This window comes from Oceanobacillus sp. MO10714A (genome assembly GCF_037072045.1).
Taxonomy (GTDB): domain Bacteria; phylum Bacillota; class Bacilli; order Bacillales; family Amphibacillaceae; genus Oceanobacillus; species Oceanobacillus indicireducens.
In genome coordinates this window covers 1-24,378 of record NZ_JAXHDC010000019.1, presented here as the reverse complement: position 1 = coordinate 24,378, position 24,378 = coordinate 1, and the positions used below count along the sequence as shown (strand labels likewise).

Here is a 24,378-nt window from a genome sequence, read left to right as displayed (position 1 = left end):
GTTTCAAAGCGAATGATTGAAAGGGCAAAGACACTTTTCGAATTTGAGATACTCACAAGCTTTCCGGGCATTGGCAAGATTAGTGCAGCCCTTTTTATTGGAGAAATTGGGGACATTTCCCGATTTTCCGATCACAAAAAAGTCAATGCTTTTATTGGGATTGATATTCGTAGATATCAATCAGGAAAATACGCAGGTCAAGATCACATTAATAAGCGAGGAAATCCAGTTATACCTATCATATTGGTTGTCCAATAACCTTTTTCTATTTTTCCAGTTGAACCGTCTCTGACTTTGCACAGTGCTTCAAGCTTATTAGAATAAGGTTTAACAATCTCTGAGTTATCAACAATAATTAGATTGTCTTTATCCTTAAAATAAGGAGAGACAACCTTTCCATAGTTTTCCACTAATTGGTCTTCCTCATGAAAATCCTCTAGACGTGAAGATAGGCGTTTAACAGTTTGAATCGTATCAATAGGCTCTTCTAGCGTACGAGCAATATCAGAGAGTAAGACTGATTTTCCTTTAGCTAAACCAAAAAACATATCCATGAGGAAATTTTTATTCGGTTTCTGCATCCTTTTCCCTAATTTAGAAGAAAAGTTAAAAATAGAACGTTTGACAGTGTATATATCCTGACTAAGTGTGTTATAATTGACATAGTGAAAGTCTCCTTTTTGTGTTTTGGTTTTTGTTTTGGTCGATAAAAATTTTAACACAATGATGGAGGCTTTTTCACCTTATACGAGCAAAAATAGGCATTAAAAGTCAGGTTTTCAGCCTGATTTTTTTAATGCCTATTTTCATCTCCAAATCAATCTTTATTTTTGGGTAAACTTAAAAAACAGTGTCTCTATCCCATAACTTAGTAACATTAATTTCGCAGCCTTCATTTGCATTTGAACGTGTTAGTCCCTGGATAATCTCTTCAACTTGTGTAATAACAGCTGGACTCTTATGTCTTGCTTCTAAAGAAAATACAACCTTATTAGGAATCACTGTAGAGGTATTCGGAAAAACTTCTACTCTTCCAATCGTATATACTAATTCATTATCAAGCTCACTAAGTTTTCCCCGTAGTTCGGCAACTAAGTTATTTGTAGCAAAAAATGCATCCTTTCTCGAATCCATTGGGGTTGTTCCAGCATGATCGTATTACCACTACTTTAAATTACATTCATTCTAATTATATGGAACCGCTAACATTGAAGGTGCTGGCTGAAAAGGTACATTTAAGTGATCAATATTTAGGACAATTATTTAAAAATATTACCGGAAAATCCTTTTTAAAGTATTTAACACAAGTCCGGATGGAATATGCAGTTATGTTTTTAAATAACCCGGTTTTAAAAATCTATGAAATTAGTGAACTAGTAGGTTATTCAGATCCCAAACATTTTATGAAAGTATTTAAAAAAACTTATGAATGTACACCGATGGAATACCGACAAAATGGGTCTATTAAAGAACTGGGATGATGATTTAACCATATAGTGACAAGCCTTGCTATATTAATTTGTTTCAGATGTTTATGGCAAATTAATAATGTAAGTATTGGCATTTAATTTTATCTTTATTTAAATAATGAAGGAGCTATTGTTTAATTTACCTAATAGCTCCTTCATACCGTTTCAATTGAAAATGTTGAGGTTTCAAGTTGATATTTAGTTTACTAATTTCCTTCTTCGTCATATTACTCTCTCAACTAAGCGTCAAATGAACCTCTACTGCTAAAGTAGAGGATATTCGACGCACTAAATGTAACACAGTATTAACTTTATCGCATACAGAAAATTTTAAAGTTCTTTTAATATATAATTCAGGTATACCAACCCCATTTTTTTCACAGATGAAATCGCTACTCTTTCATTTTTTTGATGCGCCATTTCCTCTTCACCGGGGCCTATAATTACAAATGGTATGTTTAATTGGGGTACCACCTGTGAAGCATCTGTATAAAATTGCATACCCTTCGTTTCTACTGGAATGTTTAATTCTTCATAAACCCCTTTCATTTCTTTAACAATCGCTGCATCTTCTTCCATCATAATAGGTGGGCGATTATTTTCAATTTGTATCTTAACATTTGTGCCCGGTAGCTTTTTACTCATATTTTCCGCAATAGAAATGGCTGTATTGATAATCTTCTTATGGTCATTACCAGGAATAGTCCGAATGTCCAACGTTGCTTCACATCTATCAGGAATGATGTTTGTCTTTACACCGCCAGCAATTTGTGTTACCTGAACAGTCGAATCTCCAAGGATTCGATTGTCCTTTAATAAGTGTACAGAATTCTTAAAAGCTGATATAAAATCCACCAAATGCTCAACAGCGTTACTTCCAAGTTCTGGACGTGAGCCATGCGTAGCTTTTCCATTAACCCGAATTCGTAACCATAAAGCCCCCTTTTCCCCAAGACCTATTTTTTCATTTGTTGGCTCCGGAATGATTAAACGTTTAGTATCGTTTAATAATCCTGCTTCTCTTGTTGCAACAACTCCTATTCCATCAGACTCTTCGTCAGCAGTAAAACAAAACTTCACTGTCTGGGGGGGAGTTATACTATTTCGAACTAAGTATAAGGCAGTTACAATCATTGATGTAACTCCACCCTTCATATCAACCGATCCACGCCCATGCAAATAATCCTCTACAACCTTCGCTTCGAAAGGCGGATATTTCCAATCTTGTTCATCAGTAACAGGGACAGTGTCTAAATGACCAATAAACGCAATTGATTGATTTTTCTTTTCCCCTTCAATTGTAATTACTAAAGAACCTCGATTATTTCCATGCTCCAATACTTCATAATCTATTGGATAACCATTAAATAAATTGAGAATTAAACGAACTAGCTCCATTTCGTTTCCTGGAGGATTAGTAGTGTTGGTTTGAACTAGTGATTTTAAAATCTCTTCGCATTTAGCTATAGTTATAAAATCCACAGGCATTGCTTCCAAGTTACATTCTCCTTTTCCCGTTAAAATTATCTATTTTGCCAACTTCCTTTTTTATGGGATGTAAAACTTTCAAAACACTACTTTTTTTGAGATGTCCAATTCATATAGGGTCTACTGATTTAATAAAGTGAAACTTCCTTCAGTGAGGGTTTTCTTTCATCCCCCACTGAAGGTTAGTTGAACGAATCGGGCTGCTACTGGTTGTTGGATCTCCCAATTAGAATTAACAAGTTTCTTTCATTTCTTGAAGTGGGAATCGCGCGTCCAGTTACACTGCGGATAAAAATCCTTTATCCACAAGTTCTTTCGCTATTTAAACCTTGGACATGAGGGGTCTTTCCGAGAAATAATCTCCTTTTTAATAAGCCCTGAACCAAACTCTCCTAAATTAAAAAGCGCTATCCAGAAAATCAATATTTACTTATTTTCTTGATAACCCCAGTTCATTTCTATAATCCTATATTGTCCAATAACACAAGCCCTACCGTAAATATATCACTTCTTGAAAATTTTTCATTTTATCCTAAGAAACATTTTCTATCTTCTATTAATCCCTTCTAACAATCTATTTCCATTAGTCCAGATTAATCCACACACTTTTCACTTCCGTGTAATTATTTAATGCGTAAGATCCCATTTCCCTGCCAAATCCAGATTCCCCATATCCACCAAATGGTGAAGCAGGATCAGTAACATTATAGCAATTCACCCAAACCGATCCTGCTTTCAGACGATTTGCTACGTAATGCGCATTTTTCAGGTTTTCTGTCCAAAGACCAGCGGCTAGTCCATATGGAGAGTTGTTTGCACGATCAATTACTTCATTTAAATCATCATATGGCATTACTACCACAACTGGTCCAAATATTTCTTCTTGAGCAATAGACATTTGATCATCGACATCTGAGAATATGGTTGGTTCTACAAAATAGCCCTTCCCAGTGTGTCCGCCTCCAGTCAGCATGGTTGCGCCTGCTTCATTACCTTGCGCGATATAATTCACCACACGATCTTGTTGCTTTTTGGATACAAGCGGGCCCATCTCTGTTTCTGGATCTAAGCCGTGTCCTTGCTTCACGTTTTTCGCATAAGAAACCAAGTCAGATATTACATTGTCGAACGCTTTCTTTTGAACATATACCCTCGATCCTGCGCTACATACTTCCCCTTGATTAGCCATGATACCTGAAAAAACACCAGGTGCTGCTTTTGTTAAGTCAGCATCAGGCAAGATAATATTTGGAGATTTCCCCCCTAATTCCAGTGTTACTCTTTTCATTGTATTAGCCGCTTCTTTCATGATTGACTTACCTACATTTGTCGAGCCAGTAAAAGCTATTTTATTCACATGGGGATGCTTGACTAATGCACCTCCAGCAATGTGACCGTAACCTGGAACTATATTTATGACGCCATCTGGAAACCCCGCTTCAGCAGCAAGTTTCGCCAAATATAATGCAGACAGAGGCGTCTGTTCTGCGGGCTTTAATACAACTGTACAGCCTGTCGCAAGTGCAGGTGCAATTTTCCAAGCAGCCATCATTAGCGGGAAATTCCATGGAATAATTTGACCTACAACACCAACCGGTTCATGTCGGGTATAATTAAAATATGGACCAGAAACTGGAATGGTTTGCCCCATCATCTTTGTTGCCCATCCAGCATAATATTGAAATTGTCCTACCGCATTCGGAATATCATTACCCAATACTTCATTAATTGGCTTGCCATTATCAAGTGAATCAATTTCCGCCAACTCTTGTTTATTTTCTTCAATTAATTCTCCTAATTTATACATTAACTTTCCACGCTCAGCTGCACTTATTTTAGACCAAGGGCCTTCTTCAAATGCCTTTCTTGCCGCCATTACGGCAAGATTTACATCTTCCTCATGAGCTTCACTAACATAGGCAAGCACTTCACCATCAGCTGGATTATACGTTTCAAACACCTTTCCACTGACAGATTCCTTAAAATCGCCATCAATGAACATTCTCTTTGTACCTGTAAGAAATTCAGTTACCTTCCTCGATAAATTAAGATGCTGTTGCATAACCAATCCTCCTAAATATTTTTTATCACCAAAAACTATCTTCCAGCTACAATTCCTTTCTGCAATTCTCGTTCAAAAACTTCTGCATTTCCAAAAATCGTAATTTTACTTAGCATACATTTTCTATATATTTTTTAATACGTGGATTGCTTCTGTTTTATCTTGATTGAATATAAATGATCCAGCGACAAGGCCGTCTGCACCCGCTGCCTTGCAAAGTTTCCCTGTTTCTAATCCAATTCCGCCATCCACTGTAATGGAGAAATCCAATTGATGAAGTTTTCGCAGCCCAGCTGCGTGATATATTTTATTTATAGCTATAGTCTGAAAAGGTCGCCCTCCAAACCCTTCATCACATGTAAGTAAGAGAACAACATCCAGCAAGTCCAAACAATGAAGGATCGCATCGACTGACGTCTCAAGTTTTAAAGCTATTCCCGCTTTTAGATTTGCCCGTTTAATGTATAGCAAAGTCTTCCTTAAAGACATGGTACTTTCTGGATGGATCATAATAATATCAGCACCCGTTTCTACATATTCCTTTATGCTTCGTTCTGGTTCCTCAACCATCAAATGCACTTCCAATGGCAAGGTTGTGACATTACGAATAGCAGATATTGTTGTAGATCCCCATGTTGTATATTCAACAAATCTGCCATCCATGATGTCAATATGGATAGCATCCGCTCCAGCATTTTCTAGCTGTTTGATATCTCTTTCTAAATTTAAATAATCCGCGTTTAATATGGAAGTGGATACGAACACATTTTGTACCTGCTTTCCTATTTATTCAGCAGCATACTGCTGTAAGAATCTTATTTTGCAAATTTACGTAATATGAGGCTGCGTGTCTTACATTAGATTCTAGTTTATTCACCAATTATTTTAATATGGCAGGTACGGTTACGAACACGTATCTGATCCCAATCAATGAAGTAAATATATCCAACCATACCAATTTGCATTTCGCCATTTTCAATTACAAAAGTTTCACTAGCACCTAACAAAGTACTTTTTAGATGTGCATCAGTATTTAACATTGTGTATGCTTCCGGACTGATTTTACCTTGGAACTCCTCCAGTCCAACCCGAATATGTTCTGCACCTGGATGATGATACTGCCCTTCTGTCTTACATTCTGGTATCAGCTTCTCCATAAGTTCATTTAAATCAAGTTGTAGATATTCATAACCATAAAAATCCTTATCATAAGAAAACTCTTCAAAAATTACCGAACAAGTCGTATGCGGGGAAGCCACAACGCAAATTCCCTCTTTGATTTCGCTTGCCTTGACATGCTCTCTGACCTGTTCTGTAATTTCATGATAAGTCACTCGGTTTCCATGTGAGATAAGATTTAGTTTTGCAGAATAAACCGTCATCTTTTACTTCCTTTCTTTTTAAAAGCTGCAACTTCCTGAATCATCTTCTTCATCATTCCTGATGGATTTTCCGCTTTCACAATCCCGCTCGTTACACCTACACCATCAGCCCCTAGTTGCAATAATTCCTCTACATCTCTTTCTGACCGGATTCCAGCTCCCTGCTCTACCAAAATCACCGAATTTATTTGTTTGATACTATCAATTGTTGATGTGACATAGTCACGGCTGCTGATCTGCTCTTGCCCAATCAGCTCCGTGGGCTCCGCCAATACGATGTCTGGCTGAAATATGGCTGTAGCTTGTGCTTCTTGAATCGTATTTGCGCAAACAATAGTTTGTAATCCCACTTCTTTTGCACGAAAAATACTATTAGCAAGTGTAGACATAGCTAATGGATGATCTGCATGGTTTAACACCACTGCCCGAACCCCTATATGTACAAGAGATTCCATTAAAACTTTTCCCATTGCCTCCCCTGGTTTAATATCATCTACATGCTGAGCCGTAATTATTAAGTTTGGACACTCCCGCGCAATATTTGCGAGTTCTGTATGAGGTGCAGTAAATAAAATATCTACTGGATTGGACTTTGCTAATTCATTGGCATAACGTGCTAACTCCATTAAGGCTTCACCAAATAAAAAGCTCTTCGGATTAACCACGAAAAATGGTGCCGTTATTTTCTTCCCTTGCAATCAAACCAACCCCTTCAACTTATAAAGTAACAGACTGTGTTTTAAACACTTCAAAATAATGGGTTAAACAAGACTCCATACCAGTACGCATCTGTTGCTGAATCTCAAAGTAATTTTTCCCTTCAACAATCACCTCGCTAACGGAGCTGTTGATAATATCCGTAAATATATTGATTTTCACAATCCCATTTGATGCACAACGCGCCAAATTGTCATCGCCTGTAGAAGAACCACCATGCAAAACAAGCGGCACCTCTACAACATTAGAAATGTCTTGCAGTCTTTCAAAATTTATTTTTGGCTGACCTATATAAGTACCATGAGCAGTCCCAATAGAAACTGCTAAAGAATCAACCTTAGTTTCTTGATAAAAACGCTTTGCATCTTCAATCGTTGTATATGTTGAATCACTATGATCATGATTTTCGTAATTATCTCCTGATCCAACATGACCAATCTCCGCTTCCACCACCACATCATGGACTTGTGCGTAGGCAATGACTTCCTTTGTTTTTCTAACGTTTTCTTCGAATGAATCCTGGGATGCATCAATCATTACTGAAGAGAAACCTAAATCTATTGCTCTTTTAACAAATGCGACATCCTCTCCATGATCCAAATGGAGGACAACAGGTACTTCTGAAAGCTTGGTATAATACTTTCCAAGCAATGCCGCTTCTTCTAAATCCATTATTTCATGATGTGCCTGAGCGAATGAAACGATTATCGGCAATTGTAATTTTTCGGCAACACCAATATAGGCACGTAATGTATACTGGTCTATAAAGTTGACAGCTGGTATTGCGAATTTCTTTCGTTGTGCTATTCTAAATAACTTCTTGGATGTCACTAGCATCCCTTCACCTCCTAATTCCTTTTCCAGTTGTACCTATATCATTACAATTCTACTGATTCGCAACTTTTTTGTTATAAAAGTAATTTGCTAATAAGACGATTATTAATACCGTTCCCCACATGAAATCTTTAAAAAAGTTACTTACTTTTAATACTCCTAAACCACTTGATAATATCTGCATCGTGATGACAGCCATCACAACACCAGCTACTTTTCCCTTTCCACCATAAGGATTAACCCCGCCCATTACAGCGACCAATATAGCTTGTAGGATATAACTCGTTCCGAAATCTGCTTTTGCGGAGTTTGCTGATGAAGTCATCATAAGACCCGCAATAGAGGCAAGTATGCCACTTATTATGTATGCCTTTATTGTTATTGATGTAACGTTTATTCCAGAAAACTTTGCAGCAGTAGGATTGGAACCGGTCATTTGCAGCTTTAAACCATAATCCCTTAAATTTAAGATAAAATATGAAAAGATGATAAATATAATAAAAATAATTAAAGGAAAAGGCAGTCCAAAGAGAGTTCCGGAACCAACAAGCGAAAAGGCTTCCGGTAATCCTACTATTGATTTACCTTTCGTGATAACTAAAGCTATACCCATAAACAATTGCATCGTTCCTAGCGTGACGATTATAGCTGGAATTCCAACGAGTGAGACTAATACACCATTAACAAGACCAGCAAGAAAACCTATCAATATTGCACAAGCAATTCCTAATAGAATATAAGGAATAGATGTAACCAAACTGGCGTCTGTTGGCACCATCTGAACCATTACCATTGCAGCTACAATAGCCGATAAATTTGCCGTACTAACGACAGATAAATCAATCCCTCCAGAAACCATGCAAAACATCATTGCTAGCGTCAATAATCCTAGTATTGGAAATTGATACGATATGGAAAGCATCATTCCTTTAGATAAAAACACTGCAGGATTCATAATAGTCATAACAGAAAAAACGCTTAACATGATAAAAAACAATAATGTTAAATCTCCATACTTATCGATAAAGTCTCTATTAAAACTCACTACTCTTTTATTTTCATTCGCTTTTATTGGGTTAGACAATTCTTACACCCCTTTTCGTCAATCAGACATTATTGGATTTCTTTTCTCTATTGACCTTTTCACTTGAATTGCAGTCATTCCAGTTCCTATCAAAATAAGTGCACCAATTACAAATCGTTGCCAATAAGAAGGTATTCCTAATAAAATGAGACTATTTTCTATGATGAGAATGAGTAATAAAGCCGCTAATGAACCGTAAACTGTTCCATACCCGCCAGTAATTCTAGCTCCACCTAATACTACTGCTGCAATAATAAGTAATTCTCCCCCAAGTAGATCCGTACCATTAGATGTACGACTCATTATTGTGTGAATAATACCAGCTATCCCAGCTAACATACCGACAAATGAATATACAAATATTTTTATTTTTCTTGGTGAAATCCCCATTCGTTCAGCAGAAACCTCATCACCACCCAATGCATAAATAGATCTCCCTATCATAGTGTACTTTAATAAGTACCATCCTAAAATAACGACTGCCACTGTAATTAAAAACACAGTTGGTATACCGATAATTCCAAAGTCGGTAGTAATTTCAATAATTCTAGACTTTGAAAGAGCAATCATCGATTCCGGCAATCTTGTAATTTGACCTTTATCTATAAATGCAAGTAAAAACCCACTATAGAGAGAGGCCGTCCCCAAAGTAACAAGAAGTGTGGGAAGTTTAAAAAAAGCAATAAATATAGAGTTAATAAACCCGAGTGATAAGCCAATTAACGCTCCCATTATGAAGGCTACTATTACAGATCCTTCATAATTCAAACTAGTTAGTATCGAAGAAGTTGTATACATACTAAACGCTGCAATTGCCGGAAAAGATATATCTATTCCCCCGGATATTAATACAATTAACGTACCAATTACGAAGATACCAGGTACAATGCCGCTACGAACTAAGTCAAACCAATTATTCATGGAAAAGAAGGTGCTGTTTTGGCTTCCGATAATAATAATCAGTAATATCACTACGATAGAAACATAGAATTCATTACTCTTTAACATTCGTTTCATTCTCCACCAACTCTCAAAAAAATGTATTCGTTAAATGCTCATGGAAAATTCTTTTGTGTTTTCTATGGAAATTATTCTGCCTTTGTCCATCGTTATTATTTTATTACAATTCTGTTTTAGTTCAGGAATGTCATCTGAAATAATAATTACTCCCATACCGTTTCTGGCTTGTTCTTTAATAACCTCATGTATCTCTTCTTTGGATCCGATATCGACACCAACAGTGGGGCTATTTAACATCAAAATTTCAGGATTGCTTGCTAGCCATTTAGAAAGGACAACTTTTTGTTGGTTTCCCCCGGATAAAACTTCAACATTTCTTTTTGGGTACTTTGCAACGATTCCTAAATTTTCAATCCACTGTTTAACAGCATTTTTAACTTTTTTATCATCAATGATTTTTAAGCGTTTCAATAAATTTTCAACTGTTGAAATAATAATATTTCGTTCAATTGACTGTTCTAAAAATAGCCCTTTTGTTAATCGGTCCTCTGGAACATAGACAATTTTTCTTTTTATTGCTTGCCGGGGATTTTTTATAGTAACTGTTTCACCGTGTACTTTTATAGTTCCTGAATCTGAAGGAGTGATCCCAAAAATACTCTCTGCCAATTCAGTTCTTCCTGATCCCAGTGTTCCAGTAATACCTAGAATATCTCCAGGGTAAATTTCTAAATTAATTCCAGCAAACATATATTTCAATCCTAAATCACACAATTTTAGCAGGGGCTCCCTGTCCTCACTGAAATCTGATTCGTAAGTTGTTTCTTTAATCTCTCTCCCAGTCATGTGGTATACCATCTTGTTTTTATTCAAGTCTTTCACCAATTGTTCAGTTACATTTTCACCATTTCGTAAAATAGTTACCCTTTCGGCAATCTCAAATATTTCCTCTAATTTATGACTAACAAATAGCACAGAGATTCCTTTGCTTTTCAGCTTCATTATTACGTTAAAAAGTGACTGAACCTCTTTACTCGTCAATGCAGTTGTTGGTTCATCCATTACAATCAATTTAGCATTAAAAAGAAGGGATCTCGCGATGGCGATTATCTGTTTATCTGCTATTGATAGATTTTCTACTCGTTCATTTATATCAATTTCTACGTTTATTGTTTCTAAAGCTTGTTTTGCTATTTCGTCAAATCGTTTCCAATTAACAATTTTTTTGTTACTCGCTATCTCATAGCCTAATGCAAGGTTTTCTTTTACAGTCAGATTTGGGAATATTGAAAAATCTTGGTAAATAACTTGAATTCCTTCTAATAATGACTCCTTTGTGTTCAACTTACTATACCGTTTCTGATTAATGTATATCTCGCCATGATCAGGTATGTTTACTCCGGACAATACTTTAATTAATGTTGATTTTCCACAACCATTTTCACCAGCTAAACAATGAACCTCACCTGGGTATACGGTTAAATTTACTTTTTTAAGGGCTTTTACACCCCCGAAGTTCTTACTTATTTCTTTCATCTGAATTAAAGGCTCCAAGAGAATTACACCTTCCTTTCAAATAAATTATCATTGTCTTTATCCCTTTATCATGTTTAAATTTGCTTAAGAGAAAAAGTTTAACTCTTCCTCTTAAGCTAATCGTTAATATGAATACTAAATCCTATAGTTTATAGCAATTTATTTATTTTAAAAATCAAATTCATCAAGATTTTCTTTATCAGCTTTTACTGGTGCATTCCCGTATAAATATTTCCCCTCAACAATGAGGCTATCATATCCAGGAATACCAAGGTCCAATCCTTCTTTAATTTCATCCTCTTTTCCTTCAAGAACCATAACAGCCAATTTATTCATTGCATAGCTAGCATCAGCAGGATCCCAAAATGTAATCGCATGCATCGATCCATTTTCTATATATTGACCACTAACAGAAGGGACACTCGTTCCAACTACATGAATCTGACCTTCTAAGCCGAGTTCTTCAATAGCCAGTGATGCCCCAGGAGCATCATTTGAGGATGAACCTTGAAACCCTTTTAAATTAGGATGCGCCTTTAGAACTTCTCGAAACTTTGCGCTTGCTGTTTGCAGGTCATCATTTGTTTCAACTTGTCTTTCAACCGCAATCATATCTGGGTATGCTTCCTGTTGTCTGTTATATGCCGCTTCTTCCCAAGCCATATGTGAATTAGATGTCAAACTTCCTACAGCAGTCATGTATTCGCCTTCTTCATCCATAGCTTCTGCAAGGTTATCCATTAAAAATACTCCATAATCTTCATTGTTGAATGCTTCAATATTGTAATCGACATTTTCCATTCCATCTGCTTCATGTGTAATAACGACAATACCTGCATCTCTAGCTTTCTTTAATACTGGTTCTAAAGATTCAGCGGAAAACGGAACAACTGTGATTGCATCTACTTGTTGCGCAATTAAATCTTCAATAATTTGAACCTGTAATGCAGCATCCGCTTCCTGTGGTCCTTGCTGAAATGCATTATGCCCAGTTTCTTCAGCGAATCTCTCAACTCCTACTTCCATGCGGTCAAACCAACCAACACCAGTTAACTTTACAACTGTTGCAATCTCGTATTTTTCCCCGCTTTCATTTGCTTCACTACTTGCTTCAGTTGCATTTTCATCTGCTGGGTCTTCTGATGTAGAAGATTCATCACCACAGCCAATAAGGAATATGGTCACCATCAACATTAAAAAGCCGATAAAAGTAAATTTATTCTTTTTCAATTGTATCTCCCCTTATTTAAATTTAGTGACCTTAACATCTGAAACAGGGCCCTTTCCCTACATAACCATCACCACTTTTTTTAATAGAATTTATTATCTTTTTCTCATTAAAGCCCGTAACTTATACGATGAGTTAATCAGCTAGTAATTTTTTTCAATTGACCTCAAATTTATCATACAGTTATTTATATTCAGTTAATTTTATCCATTAATCGTTTCGTATTCTCATATAGCTCTCTGTATATATTATAATTACGTTCCAAAACTTCATGATTTTCTATCTTAGGTTCTACATCATAATCTAGTTCAATCCATGTATCAACATCTTTTAGCTTAGAATACCAACCTAATGACATCGCGCATAAAAATGCGTTTCCGTAAGCTGCACCTATTGTTACTTTTGGTACACTCTGTCCAATTTGACAAATATCACTCACACTTTGTACCCATAGCTGACTTTTAACGCCTCCACCAACAATTATTGCTCTTTTTATTGATGTATTTAACTTTTTCATCTCATCTATGTTGTGGCGGATAGAATAGGCAATTCCTTCAACAAAAGATCTATATATATCCGCAGTCGTATGGTGTAAGGTAAGTCCAAAAATCATACCCTTAGCACTCGAATGATGTATTGGTGATCTTTCACCACTAAAATACGGAAGTGTTATGAGCCCATTTGATCCAACTGGGCTCTTTAAGGCTTGGTTAGTGACATAAGTATATAGATCAGATGTATTTATATTTTTCATATCACTACGATTCATAAAAGGAAGCATTAGTTCATCTATATACCACCTAGTTAAAGAACCAGCTGTAGATGTGCCACCAGTAATTGTGTACAACCCTTCTACCCCATGAATATTTGGCCAGAAGCTTCTGGTTTTTTGAAAGGAATCTGTAATATTGATAAAGAAAGTAGAACTACCGTACATTAACATTAAATCCCCCGGGCGAATAGCTCCAATACTAATTGATTCAGAGAGCGCATCGGCTGTTCCAGCAATTACTTTAGTTCCTGTTGATAATCCAGTTTCCAGTGCCGCTTTCTTCGTAACCTCTCCAATTATTTCATGACTCCATGCCAAATTTGGTAGTTTATCTGCACTTGTTATTTTTGATAGCGTCGCATCATCCCAAGATAATTTATTGTTATTATAAAGGGGTGAATAAGTAGCGGCGGTATAGTGGTCAATGATTAACTCATCGGTAAGTTTATAAACAACATAGCCAGAACCACATAAAAACTTATGTGTTTTTGCATAAACATCTGGTTCGTTCCTTTGAATCCAAAGAATTTTCGGCCCTGCTGATTGAGATGAAAGGTATTGTCCTGTTTTTTCATAAATAACTTCTGCACCGATTTCATAGTTTAGTAAGTCAATCTCTTTATGAGCACGAGTGTCTACACCATACAAAATCGCTTTTCTTAAAGGAAGTCCTTGAATGTCTATCGGAACTACCGCTGGAGCGATAGCACTTACACCAACAGCCGAAATTTCTATTGATGAAATGCTATATTTTACTTGAGCATCATTTAAAATGGAGTTAGTTAATTCTTTAAAATCATTCCACCATACATTTTCAGCATCATGTTCAGCCCAACCTGGACGAGGGACTTCTAATTTATGTGGTATGGATTTTGTAACAATAATTTTTCCTTCGCGATTTACAAGTACCCCCTTTGATTCATATGTACCTATATCAATCCCCAACACATAGGCCATTGAACTACCCCCTTATTAAACTTCTGTATAATCCAAGCATGTGAGCCCTTTCATCATTTTCGGAAATACAAGCTTCACGATAGATATTTCAACAGCCTAATTTGCTAGAACTGAGGTTATCTCCAATCTGCCTCAAAAAGCACATTACAGGAACTTTTGTAAGTACAAACGTTTCAATTGTTTGATGCTGGAAATCATTTATTGATATATTCATGTATTCCTTTATAAAATAACGCACCTACCGTTGCGCCGGGATCTACTTTTCCAATTGATTTTTCCAGGTATCTACCTGCTCTACCATGTTTAGCTTGCAAGTTTACCGTATCGTTCATTCCTTTTACCGCTGCATGATAAGCCTTTTCAATTGCCATATTCATATTTTCATTGTTATCAATAGACTGTTCTAATGAATTCGTGGCTGATAACAGAGAATCTAATATTGTCTTATCACCTATATTTGCATTTCCTCTCTCCATTATTCCTAATTCAATTTCCTTTAGAACATGATAGAAATCCTGTAAATTCAATTCTGATTTACCTTTTGTTGCCTTTCCTGCTTTTATTAACCCTGATGCAAAAAGTGTTCCCATTGTTGAAGGTGCACTTTCTACAAATTTCATTCCACACCGGAATAAAAGGCTACCTACTTCTGTAAACTCTTCCTCAGTCGTCAATTCCCTTATAGAATGAAATCCACGAGACATCGTTAAACCAATATCTCCATCTCCTATCGCACCATCTAATTCACATAAATAATCTTTATTCTCGTCGATTATCATACTAATCTTACTAAAGATACCGATTATGTCTTGAATCGTTAATTTATCATTCATCGTTTTACCTCATTCATTTATTTTTGGATAAAAAATGGTGTTTCAAATGGCTCATCCATTAACTCTTTAAATTCATCATCTAACTTAAAAATGGAAATAGACAAACCAACCATTTCAAAGGATGTTGCAAACTCACCTACATAGTTGCGATAAACTTTAACCCCTTTTTTCTCTAACATTTTGTGTACTTTACGATAAATAATATACTGTTCTTCTAATGGAGTTGCACCTAAACCGTTTATCAAAACTGCAACTTCACTTCCCGGAGGTATTTCCAGATCTGCCAATATAGAGGTCATAATTGTTTCAGTCACGACATCTGCTATATCAATTTTGCTAGTTTTAATACCCGGCTCACCATGTATACCCATTCCAAGTTCCATTTCACCATCCTTTATTTGGAATGTTGGTTTACCAACCTCAGGAAGTGTACATGGTGCTAAGGCTACCCCCATTGTACGGACATTATCATTGGCCCTGATTGCAATATTCTTAACCTCATCCAATGTAGCAAATTTTTCTGCCTTTGCTGCAGCAACTTTATACATGAAGAACATTCCAGCTACACCACGCCGCTTAGATTCTTCTCCTTTTGTAAAAGATGCTACATCATCTGTTGCAACAACGTTCTCTACTCTAATATCTTCAAAGTCAGCTAAATCTGTGGCCATACTAAAGTTCATTACGTCTCCACCATAATTCCCATATAACGCTAATACTCCAGCCCCACCATCTATCGCTTTTATCGTATCCAATATTTGCTGGGGACTTGGAGATTGAAATACATCGCCTACAGCTACACCATCCAACAATCCTTCACCAACATATCCTAGAAATAAAGGTAAATGTCCCGAACCTCCACCTGTTACAATCCCAACCTTGTTTTTAGTGGGAGAATCCTTTCTTGTTAATGCACGATTATCCTTACGAACGCTTTTTAATTTATCTGGGTGAGCTAATAATAAACCTTCTAACATTTCATCAACAACTTTATTAGGATCATTAATAAATTTTTTCATCATATACTTTTTATCCGTCATTATTATCCCTCCGTTTATTTATTAGGTGTTTATCCAGGGGTATCAAAGTTTTTCCCTTTCTAAGACACCTTTTTAAAGTGCTTCTAATTGAGACGTTTCAATTTTTTCCTTAACATTGGTTTCAACTTTCTCAAGTTCGTCCGGTTGAATTGTATTCTTTTTACCTAGTAGATTGAATACTTCTTCAATGAGTGCCATTGCATCAAGACCATATTTCTTAACTAGGTAAGTTCGAGAGGCGCCATGAGCGTATGTGTCTTTAATCCCAATTTTACTTAATCGTTTATTAATGCCTCGCCCCGCCATTATTTCCGCTACACATGTACCAAGACCGCCAATCGTAGAGTGATTCTCCATAGTAATAATGCCATGTTTCGCTTTTTTAATAGCTTGAACTACGAGAGGGTCATTGAACGGTTTTAGCGTTGTAATGTGTAGGTGTTCAATCGCTATACCTTTTTCTTTTAATGCCTGAACAGCGCGAATAGCTTCTTCTGTACATATGCCACTTGAAAATACTGTAACATCATCACCTTCATTGAGAATACGTGCCTTATTGAATTCAGTCGGTCTATTCGTATCAAACAGACGAGGAATTTTACCACGGATCATACGGATATAAACGGGTCCATCCACATTATAGGCAAGGTCAAGTACTGATTCTACATCTGTTGCATCCCCCATTTCAAACACAGTCATATTAGGGATTGAGCGGACAACAGCGATATCCTCGATAGCTTGGTGCGTCACTCCTCCTGGAGTTGTAACCCCTGGAAGAAATCCAAAAAGCTTAACTGACAGGTTGGGGTATGCAATTGACATCGAAAGTTGATCATATGCGCGTCGATATAGAAAAACTGCGAATGTATGTAGGAATGGAACCATACCTTCCCGAGCCATTCCCCCAGCCCAACTCAACATGTTTTGCTCTGCCATTCCAAGAGAATAGAATCTATCTGGAAAAGTTGTTTTGAACTTGGCAATTTCTGTTGAGCCAGTCAAATCGCCGGAGAATACAACGACATCATCTTTATCTTTCGCCCATCTCACTAGATTGTTAGAGTGTACATTCGATAAATATTCCATTATAGAATCTCCTCACGTATTGTTGAAATAATTCCCTGCTTAGTAATGACTTCCAACTTGTTATGCTGTATATTACATAGATTCATAGAGTTTGCTAAATTGCATTTTTTCCTCGTCTGTTTTGAAACGGACATAGTGCAAGTTTGGCTTTCGCTTATCCAAGAGTGGCAAGCCCTCACTAGTATTGGTATAGCAAAGAACGAAGAGTGGTTTACCGTCTTTGTTCGGTTCTGAAGACTTAGCTAACGCTTCAATATTGTGACCATCCACCCTCAGAACACTCGCACCAAATGCCTCGAGTTTTTTATCAAGGGGCTCTATATTCATAACATCCTTGGTCCACCCATCCACCTGCTGTCCGTTTACATCTACGTAGACGACTAGATTGTCCAATTTATAAAATGAAGCAGCTTGGATTCCTTCCCAAGTTTGGCCTTCTTGAAACTCTCCATCAGACATAAAAACAAAGACACGACCCGAGTCTCCTTTATGTTTGCGAACCAGTGCAATTCCACCCGCCTGACTCAATGCTTGACCAAATGAACCCGTTGTCAATTCAAATCCTGGTGAATGCTCGGCACCTATCATTTCAACCGTGCTACCATCTGTATTGAATTGGTCAAGCCCTTTCTGGTCCATGCGTCCAACCTCTGCCAGCACAGCGTATACTGCAGCAGCATAGTGAGCTGGAGATACTATAAAACGGTCCGTATGTGAGGAGCCCTTGCCATTATAATTTTTACCAGAAATATCATTACCCTTGTTTTTACCAGGTACATTTGTGAATGCAGGCGGAATTTTTGGTGCAGTACTTTCGTTAAGTTTTAGGATTTTTGTATATAAAGTTGCTAGAATTTCAGCAGATGAGCACGCCTGACTTAAGTAAGATCCATCTCTTTCAATTGTTATACCTAACACACGTTTTCTAATTCCATTTGCAATACTTCTGGCTTCTTCTATCCAATCCATATCACACATTTCACTACTCCTCATAAAGATTTTTCAATAATAATCCCACACTTAATAATAGTCTGAAATCTTTGGTCAGATTGTTTCCAATTAGTAATCATTGTGAAACTTTTGTAGTTTCTCTCATCCAATTCCCAAATTGCGGATACACTTTCCTGTACTGTTGAGCAATCTCTTTATATTTCTCATGATTTTCCTTATTAGGTTTGATAATATCCTTGATTCTTACCATTTGTTCTATGCCGTCTTCTATATCTTGAAATGCACCTGCCGCAACACCTCCCAATATAGCGGAACCTAATAATGGGGCCTCGGAATTTTCCGGAACATTGATAGTTATATTACTAACATCTGCATGAATTTGTAAAAACAATTTGCTCTTTGTGGCTCCCCCTGCTGCATAAACTTCTGTTACAGAAAATCCATTTTCTTTAAAGGTTTGAATAATGTGATCTGTTCCGTATGATATACCTTCCATGATTGCCTTAAACAGATGCTCCCGCCTATGCATTAGCGAAAGTCCATATATCATCCCTCTTAGATTTGGATCAATAAATGGTGTCCGATTACCTTGCCAATAGTCCATCACTAGAAGACCTTCTGAACCAGGGGGGATTTTTTCAGCATCTAGAGTAAGCAGATCATAAACACTGACATCTTTATTCGCTGCTTCCTCTTCTAAATCCTTGCAAAATTGGGTTTTAAACCATTTTAAAATTGATCCTGTAGAAATTTGACTTCCTTCTATTACATTTAAATTAGGTACCAATCCATGGGGATATGCTCCAAATATGCCCTTGGCGTGAAATTTCTTTTCCGTTAACCCAAATAGCAGATGTGATGATCCTGTAATTAATGCCAATCTCCCAGGTTTTACGACACCTAAACCGATCAGACCTATAATAGAGTCGATTCCTCCTTGTCCAACTGGAGTTCCCTCGCATAATTCCAGTTCATTTGCAGCTTTGCGAGAAAGCCCGCCTACACGTTCCCCGAGTTTCAAAATGTTATCTGGGAACTTCCCAATTAAATCGCTTAAACCTATTTCTTTATAGAAATCTATTGGCCAACCACCTTCATCCAAATCATAATACGCCTTGAAGGTCGCATTACATAGGTTCCCAGTCCATCTGCCGGTTAACATATATGTGTACCAATCTGTAAAATCCACCACTTTATCTGCCTTATCATAGTTTTCAGTATCGTTCCGTTTTAACCAAAGCGCTTTACAAGGCATCCATTCCGGAGAAACATTACTAAATCCATTGTATTTGAGAGATTTATTATTAGTCGCAGCTATAAACTTAGCTTCCTCACTTGCCCTTACATCCATCCAAATAAGCGAGGAACGAAGCGGTGTTCCATCGTTTTTACATAAAACGACACTACAGGAAGTTGTATCTAGGCTAATTCCAATAACTTCTTCTTTTGAAGCTTCTGACTGACTTAATGCCTTTTTTGTACTAGTAACTAAAGCAGACCACCATTCCCTAGGATTTTGTTCAGCCCAACCTGGCTTAGGCTGAAATGTTTGATACTCAGTAACTCCAATCCCAACTTCCTTTCCTTGCAAATCATATAACCCTACCCTTACACTTTCAGTGCCAGCATCAATCCCCATGAGCAATTGCTTTTTCATTGATCCAGCCTCCAATATTAATTAAACTTATGCTATGTCAATTAAGTATCTAGCCACTTCCTCATCAGTAATCAAAACATCAACTAATTTACCACGTAGTATAGCAGCTATCACATCACGTTTAATCCACGTACCAGCTACTAGAACATTTACTGAACGTGATTTGTAATGTGTATCAAAAAGGTTATGACCAACAACCCTATCATTAATTTCCAAATCGACTAATTCTCCATTTCTATTTATAAACCATGAGGAAATATCCCCAACAACTCCGGCCTTTTCCATTTCAATACTTTCTTCTATCTTTACGCTTTCAATATCAACGAAAGTAGAGTCAGTAACATGTCCCGCACCAACCATTTTTATGTCGGTATCTTTCATCTTTGTAAAGATATTTTGAATCATAGGGTCAGCCATTATTTCTTGTTTTAATAATTTTTTAGAAACAATAGCAGGGGAATAAAGTTGATGAGAGTTACCACCTAGCTTTTCAGCCACTCTTCTGCAAATATCATTAGCATGTACCTCAGAGGTAACGGCACCAATTCCTCCCACAAGGGGAATAACCTCACAATTTACTTTCTCCGGAGAAGTCAGATGACTCGCAACTTCACTTAGGGTTTTTCCAGAACCAAACCCTATACTCATCCCCTCCTTGACATTACTTGTTAAATAATCTGCACCAGCCTTACCAAGTGATCTAGTAATGCTTTCTTTTTTCGTTGAATAATTCGGTACAATAACCGCATCAGATATTCCATATATTTCTTTAATTAATCGTTCTAATTCATAATTTCTCGATGGCTCGGTGTTTACTTTAATTTTTACAATTCCCTTATCCCTCGACTCCTGTAATAGACGAGATACTTTACTTTTTGATAGGTTAAGTTGTTTCGCTATCATCTGTTGAGGAATATTGTCTATGTAATACATATATGAAACTTTAGTCAATAAGAAAGTACCATTCTGCAATTTCCATCACTCCGTTGCAATAAAATTGAAATTAAATTCACACTAATGAATAAATAATTAAATTCAGTTTATTCTGTATTGACGAACTTGTCAATACCTTTTCTAATATATTTTTTCCAGCAGTAAATTTAGTAGCTGTGTAAGCGTCAAATAAAGCCCACCTATTTTAAGGTGAGCTTTATTTGACGCTTACTTTTGGAATGGGCTTGAATTTGAATTAGATGTTTCGCTTCATACACTGGAGACGTAGTTATAATTAGATTGCGATTGGCAGAAACGCAAACACTAGTAAAAAGAAATGAAAAGGTGGTACAAAATAAATGCAATAATCAGATATGATATCTTTCATTGGAGAGCCTCTTTCTATAGTTGTTGTTTTAATAGACTCTAACTATATAAAATAAGATCCTCTTGTTCACGTAAAACGACCTTTATACTATCGCGCTTCGCTTGCCCTGCCTTTGGTGTTGAGGTCTTACGATTTCAACACCAAAGACAGGGCATAAGTTCTCCCACAAACATCTTACTTGCTCTGATTCTACTTTAGTGAAGTCATCTGAATAATCGTCTTATTAACATCATTAATCGATAATAACTTACCGGAAGCTTCCTTAGGGGCCGGTTCTTTGTTCGGATGGTGGTGCCATCTGGAGATTCAGGTGGTGGTCTGAAGAGTGGTTCATCGGTTGGAGCAATTGATTTTTATTGTTCATGTGCATGAGCGTATACCACAACGCAACCGCACTTCCCAAAAGCGGCTCCCGTTCTTGGTGATCATAAAATGCATTAATTTCTTTTATGTAATTCATCTTTATCCATCCTTTTCCAATTTCTCATTAAGTTAAAGTAAATAAATACATCAGATCCCAGCTGAACATTCGATTTCAGCTGGGATTTTTTCACGTTCGATAAATTCGCACTTTGGGCGATTCGGATGCTGCCTGGCAGCCCACTCGCGCAACTTCCGCCTTGCTTCCTTCTCCACAGCCCTTCACCGCTTCAACGAAAACCCCTTTCATTTCCACAATTTCCTTCAGCGGCAAGCCTTGGATGATATAGTAATACACCCAGTCCCACTGTTTAGCGATCAGCACGGACTTAACTCTTACTACATCTCACGCTCTTCCAGTTTACTTCCCGGCATTTCTGTCGTTATATTTTTGAGTTCCGTTGTTGCATCGCTAATTCGCTGCTTCTCTGTTTCTACAATGGAATCTTCCTTCTCCATCTCGCTGGTTTCTTTACGGAGCAGATCGATGAGGCGATTGCGTATGGTGTTAGTTGAAGTAGGTGCGGAGGGGGCCTTTATTGGGATTGTACTTCCGATGGGCCGTCCATAAGGTGTGAAGACCTTCTGAATAAAAATCTTGGTAGGGATCATGGATGCCTAGGCGGTGGATGTGGTAATAAATTCTTCGTTCGTTTTGTTTGAAAATCTCCTCGAAACTTATTTCGTTAACGGGCCTTCCTTCTGGTATCTCTTTATTCATTGTTACTCGCTCCTTCCTGAAATTTATCGGCTGGTATGTTTATTTTATTTCTTTCTTCCAGTGATACGTTCATCATAAACTACCTCAGAAAAAATTACTTTTTCCTTATTTCGCGGATGACACTTCAAAGTTGAAGTTTCACTAGAAAAGATTGCAAAATGACGAAGATAGAGGGTGTGATAATTCAATTTTGAAGGCAATTTCCAAAGTTAGCCTACAATTATATTCGCATAAGAAAACGATTATATTGGAGGCTAATTCACAATGAATAAGTTGGAAGCTTTGGAAAACTATTTGATTAATCTGGGAACTTATATGCTATTACCCGCAAGGCAGATCGAGTACGAGACGATTGTAATCGAGCAAGACAGGAAATATCCGTCAAAAAAACACCGCTTGAATAGTGCATGTTCCAGATACGGTGCTAAATTCGATGGCAGAAGGAGATCGGTGATGGAGCGGACTGGTTTTAAGCGAAGAGTTCCGATTCCGGTGAGTATCTATTTTGATATTTATGCTTTTTCTACGTATGCGATTAAGGATGATGATTGTGTCTGGGTTTTTGGGAATCATGTGCATCATATCGAGCGGATTCTAGCTACAAAACAAGGGGCTAAAGGAAAAGCGGTGATTGTGTTTCAGAATAGCCTTGAAGTTGAATTGGAGGTTTGCAGTATACGCGCTGGAGAAGCAGTTGGATCGGACTGATGTATGTAGGTATATGTTTACCGATGGGATTGGGCAGATGCTTGTGTAAGAGTTTATAAAAAATAGACAACATCGGTAATCGGTTAGGATTAACGGTGTTGTCTATTTTGGATTAGACCTCAATATCTAAAATTAGCGGCTAGTATTCGCGGTCAAGAAAAGGGAGTGAAATACGACTTCTACAATATTCTATTTCGACATTGATACTCTTTTTCAATCCTTCCTTATCAACTATTAAAAATGTAAAAGAATAATGAGCTCGTTCATTACCATAGCTTCAAAATCACTAAAATTAAAAGTAATTAAAATTGGATTGGTATCTGAGAAGTTGCTAAAATTGGGGAGTATCTCTGATAGATATTATGGACTATACCCGACTGGTTAGAATGTATTGCAATTGCTTTTTCTTCCTTATCTTCTAAATAGTCAGTTGCAATCCGTAAACCATTAAAAGATGAAAACCTGATTATGACATTTGGTTCATATTTTCCCCTTGTTTTTCTATGACCATAGGATACAATTATTTTATAATTTATTTAGGAGGGTTTACTTTTGGAAGATTTCTTATCACTTATAGTTTTTACTTTCCCAGGCTTAATTGCATTTTTTTGGATTCAGTTATCCGGGATAACACCTACAGTAAAATACCAAGGAATAGAGATTTTAGCACTTAGTGCCGTTTTGTGGTTACCCATTAATGCAATAGTTTTATCTGGATATAATCTTATAATATGGTTTGCTAACCATTTAGCAGATCAAAGTATTTCAAAACTTTACATTTACAACTTTAACACCTTAAGCAATCTATCTTCTGACTTTACCTTTATTACATACTATGTAATTTCAAGTATTGTTACAGGTTATTTTCTAAGTAGGCTAATATCAGGTAAATTATATGATTTTTCATTAGATAAAATAAATATTATAAGAAAAAAACAACAGAGCCCCTCTCCCAAAATATGCATCAGTATGGGATACAATATTTTCTGAAGACATTCCCCAAGTTGTTAAAATAATGAACCTAGAAGATCAGGACACATTTATCATAGGAGAATTAAAACATATTTCAAGAACTTATGAAATAGAAAAGAATCTTGTTTTGCAAGAAATGGATATTTGGAAAGAAATAGATAAAAATTATGATTTAAATAT

Annotated in this window: 25 protein-coding genes and 1 pseudogene; 4 read left to right on the top strand and 22 right to left on the bottom strand. The window is 36.7% G+C overall.

The features are described 5' to 3' along the window. Positions 1-12 precede the first annotated feature (12 nt). On the top strand, positions 13-258 hold the full coding sequence (locus tag SPD53_RS11160) for an IS110 family transposase (RefSeq protein WP_336252604.1): 246 nt from the start codon (positions 13-15) through the stop codon (positions 256-258). Here SPD53_RS11160 and SPD53_RS11155 read toward each other — a convergent pair. Beyond that, positions 204-722 carry a hypothetical protein gene (locus SPD53_RS11155; RefSeq protein ID WP_336252603.1) on the bottom strand — a complete coding sequence of 173 codons (519 nt, stop codon included), beginning with the start codon at positions 720-722 and terminating at the stop codon, positions 204-206. The two genes, SPD53_RS11160 and SPD53_RS11155, sit on opposite strands and share 55 nt — an antisense overlap. Positions 723-843: 121 nt before the next feature. Further along, positions 844-1,155: pseudogene (locus SPD53_RS11150) on the bottom strand (Zn-dependent hydrolase); the annotation flags it as partial. Between SPD53_RS11150 and SPD53_RS11145 the strand changes: the two are divergent. Then, positions 1,113-1,481 carry a helix-turn-helix transcriptional regulator gene (locus tag SPD53_RS11145; protein WP_336252602.1) on the top strand — a complete coding sequence of 123 codons (369 nt, stop codon included), beginning with the start codon at positions 1,113-1,115 and terminating at the stop codon, positions 1,479-1,481. The pseudogene SPD53_RS11150 and the gene SPD53_RS11145 overlap by 43 nt on opposite strands. Positions 1,482-1,799: 318 nt before the next feature. Here SPD53_RS11145 and SPD53_RS11140 read toward each other — a convergent pair whose 3' ends face one another. From SPD53_RS11140 to SPD53_RS11045, 20 genes are all read right to left on the bottom strand, one after another. Continuing rightward, positions 1,800-2,957, bottom strand: coding sequence for a M20 family metallopeptidase (locus tag SPD53_RS11140; protein WP_336252624.1), 1,158 nt, complete (start codon positions 2,955-2,957; stop codon positions 1,800-1,802). Positions 2,958-3,540: 583 nt separating this feature from the next. Beyond that, positions 3,541-5,019 carry an aldehyde dehydrogenase family protein gene (locus tag SPD53_RS11135; RefSeq protein WP_336252601.1) on the bottom strand — a complete coding sequence of 493 codons (1,479 nt, stop codon included), beginning with the start codon at positions 5,017-5,019 and terminating at the stop codon, positions 3,541-3,543. 123 nt (positions 5,020-5,142) lie between these two features. Continuing rightward, entirely contained in the window at positions 5,143-5,784 is a 642-nt protein-coding gene (locus SPD53_RS11130) for a ribulose-phosphate 3-epimerase (RefSeq protein WP_336252600.1), read from the bottom strand. A gap of 104 nt (positions 5,785-5,888) precedes the next feature. Then, positions 5,889-6,401, bottom strand: a complete 513-nt coding sequence (locus SPD53_RS11125) for a YjbQ family protein (protein ID WP_336252599.1) — start codon at positions 6,399-6,401, stop codon at positions 5,889-5,891. Further along, positions 6,398-7,099, bottom strand: coding sequence for a triose-phosphate isomerase (locus SPD53_RS11120; RefSeq protein WP_336252598.1), 702 nt, complete (start codon positions 7,097-7,099; stop codon positions 6,398-6,400). Before SPD53_RS11120 ends, SPD53_RS11125 begins: the two co-directional genes overlap by 4 nt. 19 nt (positions 7,100-7,118) lie before the next feature. Further along, complete coding sequence (locus SPD53_RS11115; RefSeq protein WP_336252597.1) at positions 7,119-7,955, bottom strand: class II fructose-bisphosphate aldolase; 837 nt, start codon at positions 7,953-7,955, stop codon at positions 7,119-7,121. A 49-nt stretch (positions 7,956-8,004) separates the two neighbouring features. Further along, positions 8,005-9,036: an ABC transporter permease gene (locus SPD53_RS11110; protein WP_336252596.1), complete on the bottom strand. Its 1,032-nt coding sequence runs from the start codon at positions 9,034-9,036 to the stop codon at positions 8,005-8,007. 18 nt (positions 9,037-9,054) lie between these two features. After that, positions 9,055-10,044 (bottom strand): ABC transporter permease, encoded by a 990-nt coding sequence (locus tag SPD53_RS11105; RefSeq protein WP_336252595.1) that lies wholly within the window; start codon positions 10,042-10,044, stop codon positions 9,055-9,057. 39 nt (positions 10,045-10,083) lie between these two features. Continuing rightward, positions 10,084-11,532 carry a sugar ABC transporter ATP-binding protein gene (locus SPD53_RS11100; protein ID WP_336252594.1) on the bottom strand — a complete coding sequence of 483 codons (1,449 nt, stop codon included), beginning with the start codon at positions 11,530-11,532 and terminating at the stop codon, positions 10,084-10,086. 168 nt (positions 11,533-11,700) lie between these two features. After that, positions 11,701-12,762, bottom strand: coding sequence for an autoinducer 2 ABC transporter substrate-binding protein (locus tag SPD53_RS11095; protein ID WP_336252593.1), 1,062 nt, complete (start codon positions 12,760-12,762; stop codon positions 11,701-11,703). Positions 12,763-12,953: 191 nt separating this feature from the next. Then, a complete protein-coding gene (locus tag SPD53_RS11090; protein WP_336252592.1) occupies positions 12,954-14,489 on the bottom strand; it encodes an FGGY-family carbohydrate kinase in 1,536 nt (511 codons plus the stop codon). Between the two features lie 194 nt (positions 14,490-14,683). Further along, positions 14,684-15,322: a dihydroxyacetone kinase subunit DhaL gene (gene dhaL / locus SPD53_RS11085; protein WP_336252591.1), complete on the bottom strand. Its 639-nt coding sequence runs from the start codon at positions 15,320-15,322 to the stop codon at positions 14,684-14,686. Positions 15,323-15,339: 17 nt separating this feature from the next. Then, complete coding sequence (locus tag SPD53_RS11080; RefSeq protein WP_336252590.1) at positions 15,340-16,362, bottom strand: dihydroxyacetone kinase subunit DhaK; 1,023 nt, start codon at positions 16,360-16,362, stop codon at positions 15,340-15,342. A 72-nt stretch (positions 16,363-16,434) separates the two neighbouring features. Beyond that, the gene (locus SPD53_RS11075) at positions 16,435-17,448 is read right to left on the bottom strand and encodes a transketolase family protein (RefSeq protein WP_336252589.1); all 1,014 of its coding nucleotides are present in this window, start codon (positions 17,446-17,448) and stop codon (positions 16,435-16,437) included. 72 nt (positions 17,449-17,520) lie between these two features. Then, positions 17,521-18,426: a hypothetical protein gene (locus tag SPD53_RS11070; RefSeq protein WP_336252588.1), complete on the bottom strand. Its 906-nt coding sequence runs from the start codon at positions 18,424-18,426 to the stop codon at positions 17,521-17,523. 88 nt (positions 18,427-18,514) lie between these two features. Continuing rightward, a complete protein-coding gene (locus SPD53_RS11065) occupies positions 18,515-20,056 on the bottom strand; it encodes an FGGY-family carbohydrate kinase (RefSeq protein WP_336252587.1) in 1,542 nt (513 codons plus the stop codon). A gap of 27 nt (positions 20,057-20,083) precedes the next feature. Then, entirely contained in the window at positions 20,084-21,007 is a 924-nt protein-coding gene (locus tag SPD53_RS11060) for a sugar-binding transcriptional regulator (protein WP_336252586.1), read from the bottom strand. 632 nt (positions 21,008-21,639) lie between these two features. After that, positions 21,640-21,837 carry a hypothetical protein gene (locus SPD53_RS11055; protein ID WP_336252585.1) on the bottom strand — a complete coding sequence of 66 codons (198 nt, stop codon included), beginning with the start codon at positions 21,835-21,837 and terminating at the stop codon, positions 21,640-21,642. A gap of 90 nt (positions 21,838-21,927) precedes the next feature. Continuing rightward, positions 21,928-22,122, bottom strand: a complete 195-nt coding sequence (locus SPD53_RS11050; protein WP_336252584.1) for a hypothetical protein — start codon at positions 22,120-22,122, stop codon at positions 21,928-21,930. Positions 22,123-22,305: 183 nt separating this feature from the next. Next, a complete protein-coding gene (locus SPD53_RS11045) occupies positions 22,306-22,518 on the bottom strand; it encodes a sigma factor (protein ID WP_336252583.1) in 213 nt (70 codons plus the stop codon). Positions 22,519-22,782: 264 nt separating this feature from the next. Between SPD53_RS11045 and SPD53_RS11040 the strand changes: the two genes are divergently transcribed. Beyond that, positions 22,783-23,226 (top strand): competence protein ComK, encoded by a 444-nt coding sequence (locus tag SPD53_RS11040; RefSeq protein ID WP_336252582.1) that lies wholly within the window; start codon positions 22,783-22,785, stop codon positions 23,224-23,226. 552 nt (positions 23,227-23,778) lie between these two features. Further along, on the top strand, positions 23,779-24,216 hold the full coding sequence (locus SPD53_RS11035) for a hypothetical protein (RefSeq protein WP_336252581.1): 438 nt from the start codon (positions 23,779-23,781) through the stop codon (positions 24,214-24,216). The last annotated feature ends 162 nt before the right edge of the window (positions 24,217-24,378 follow it).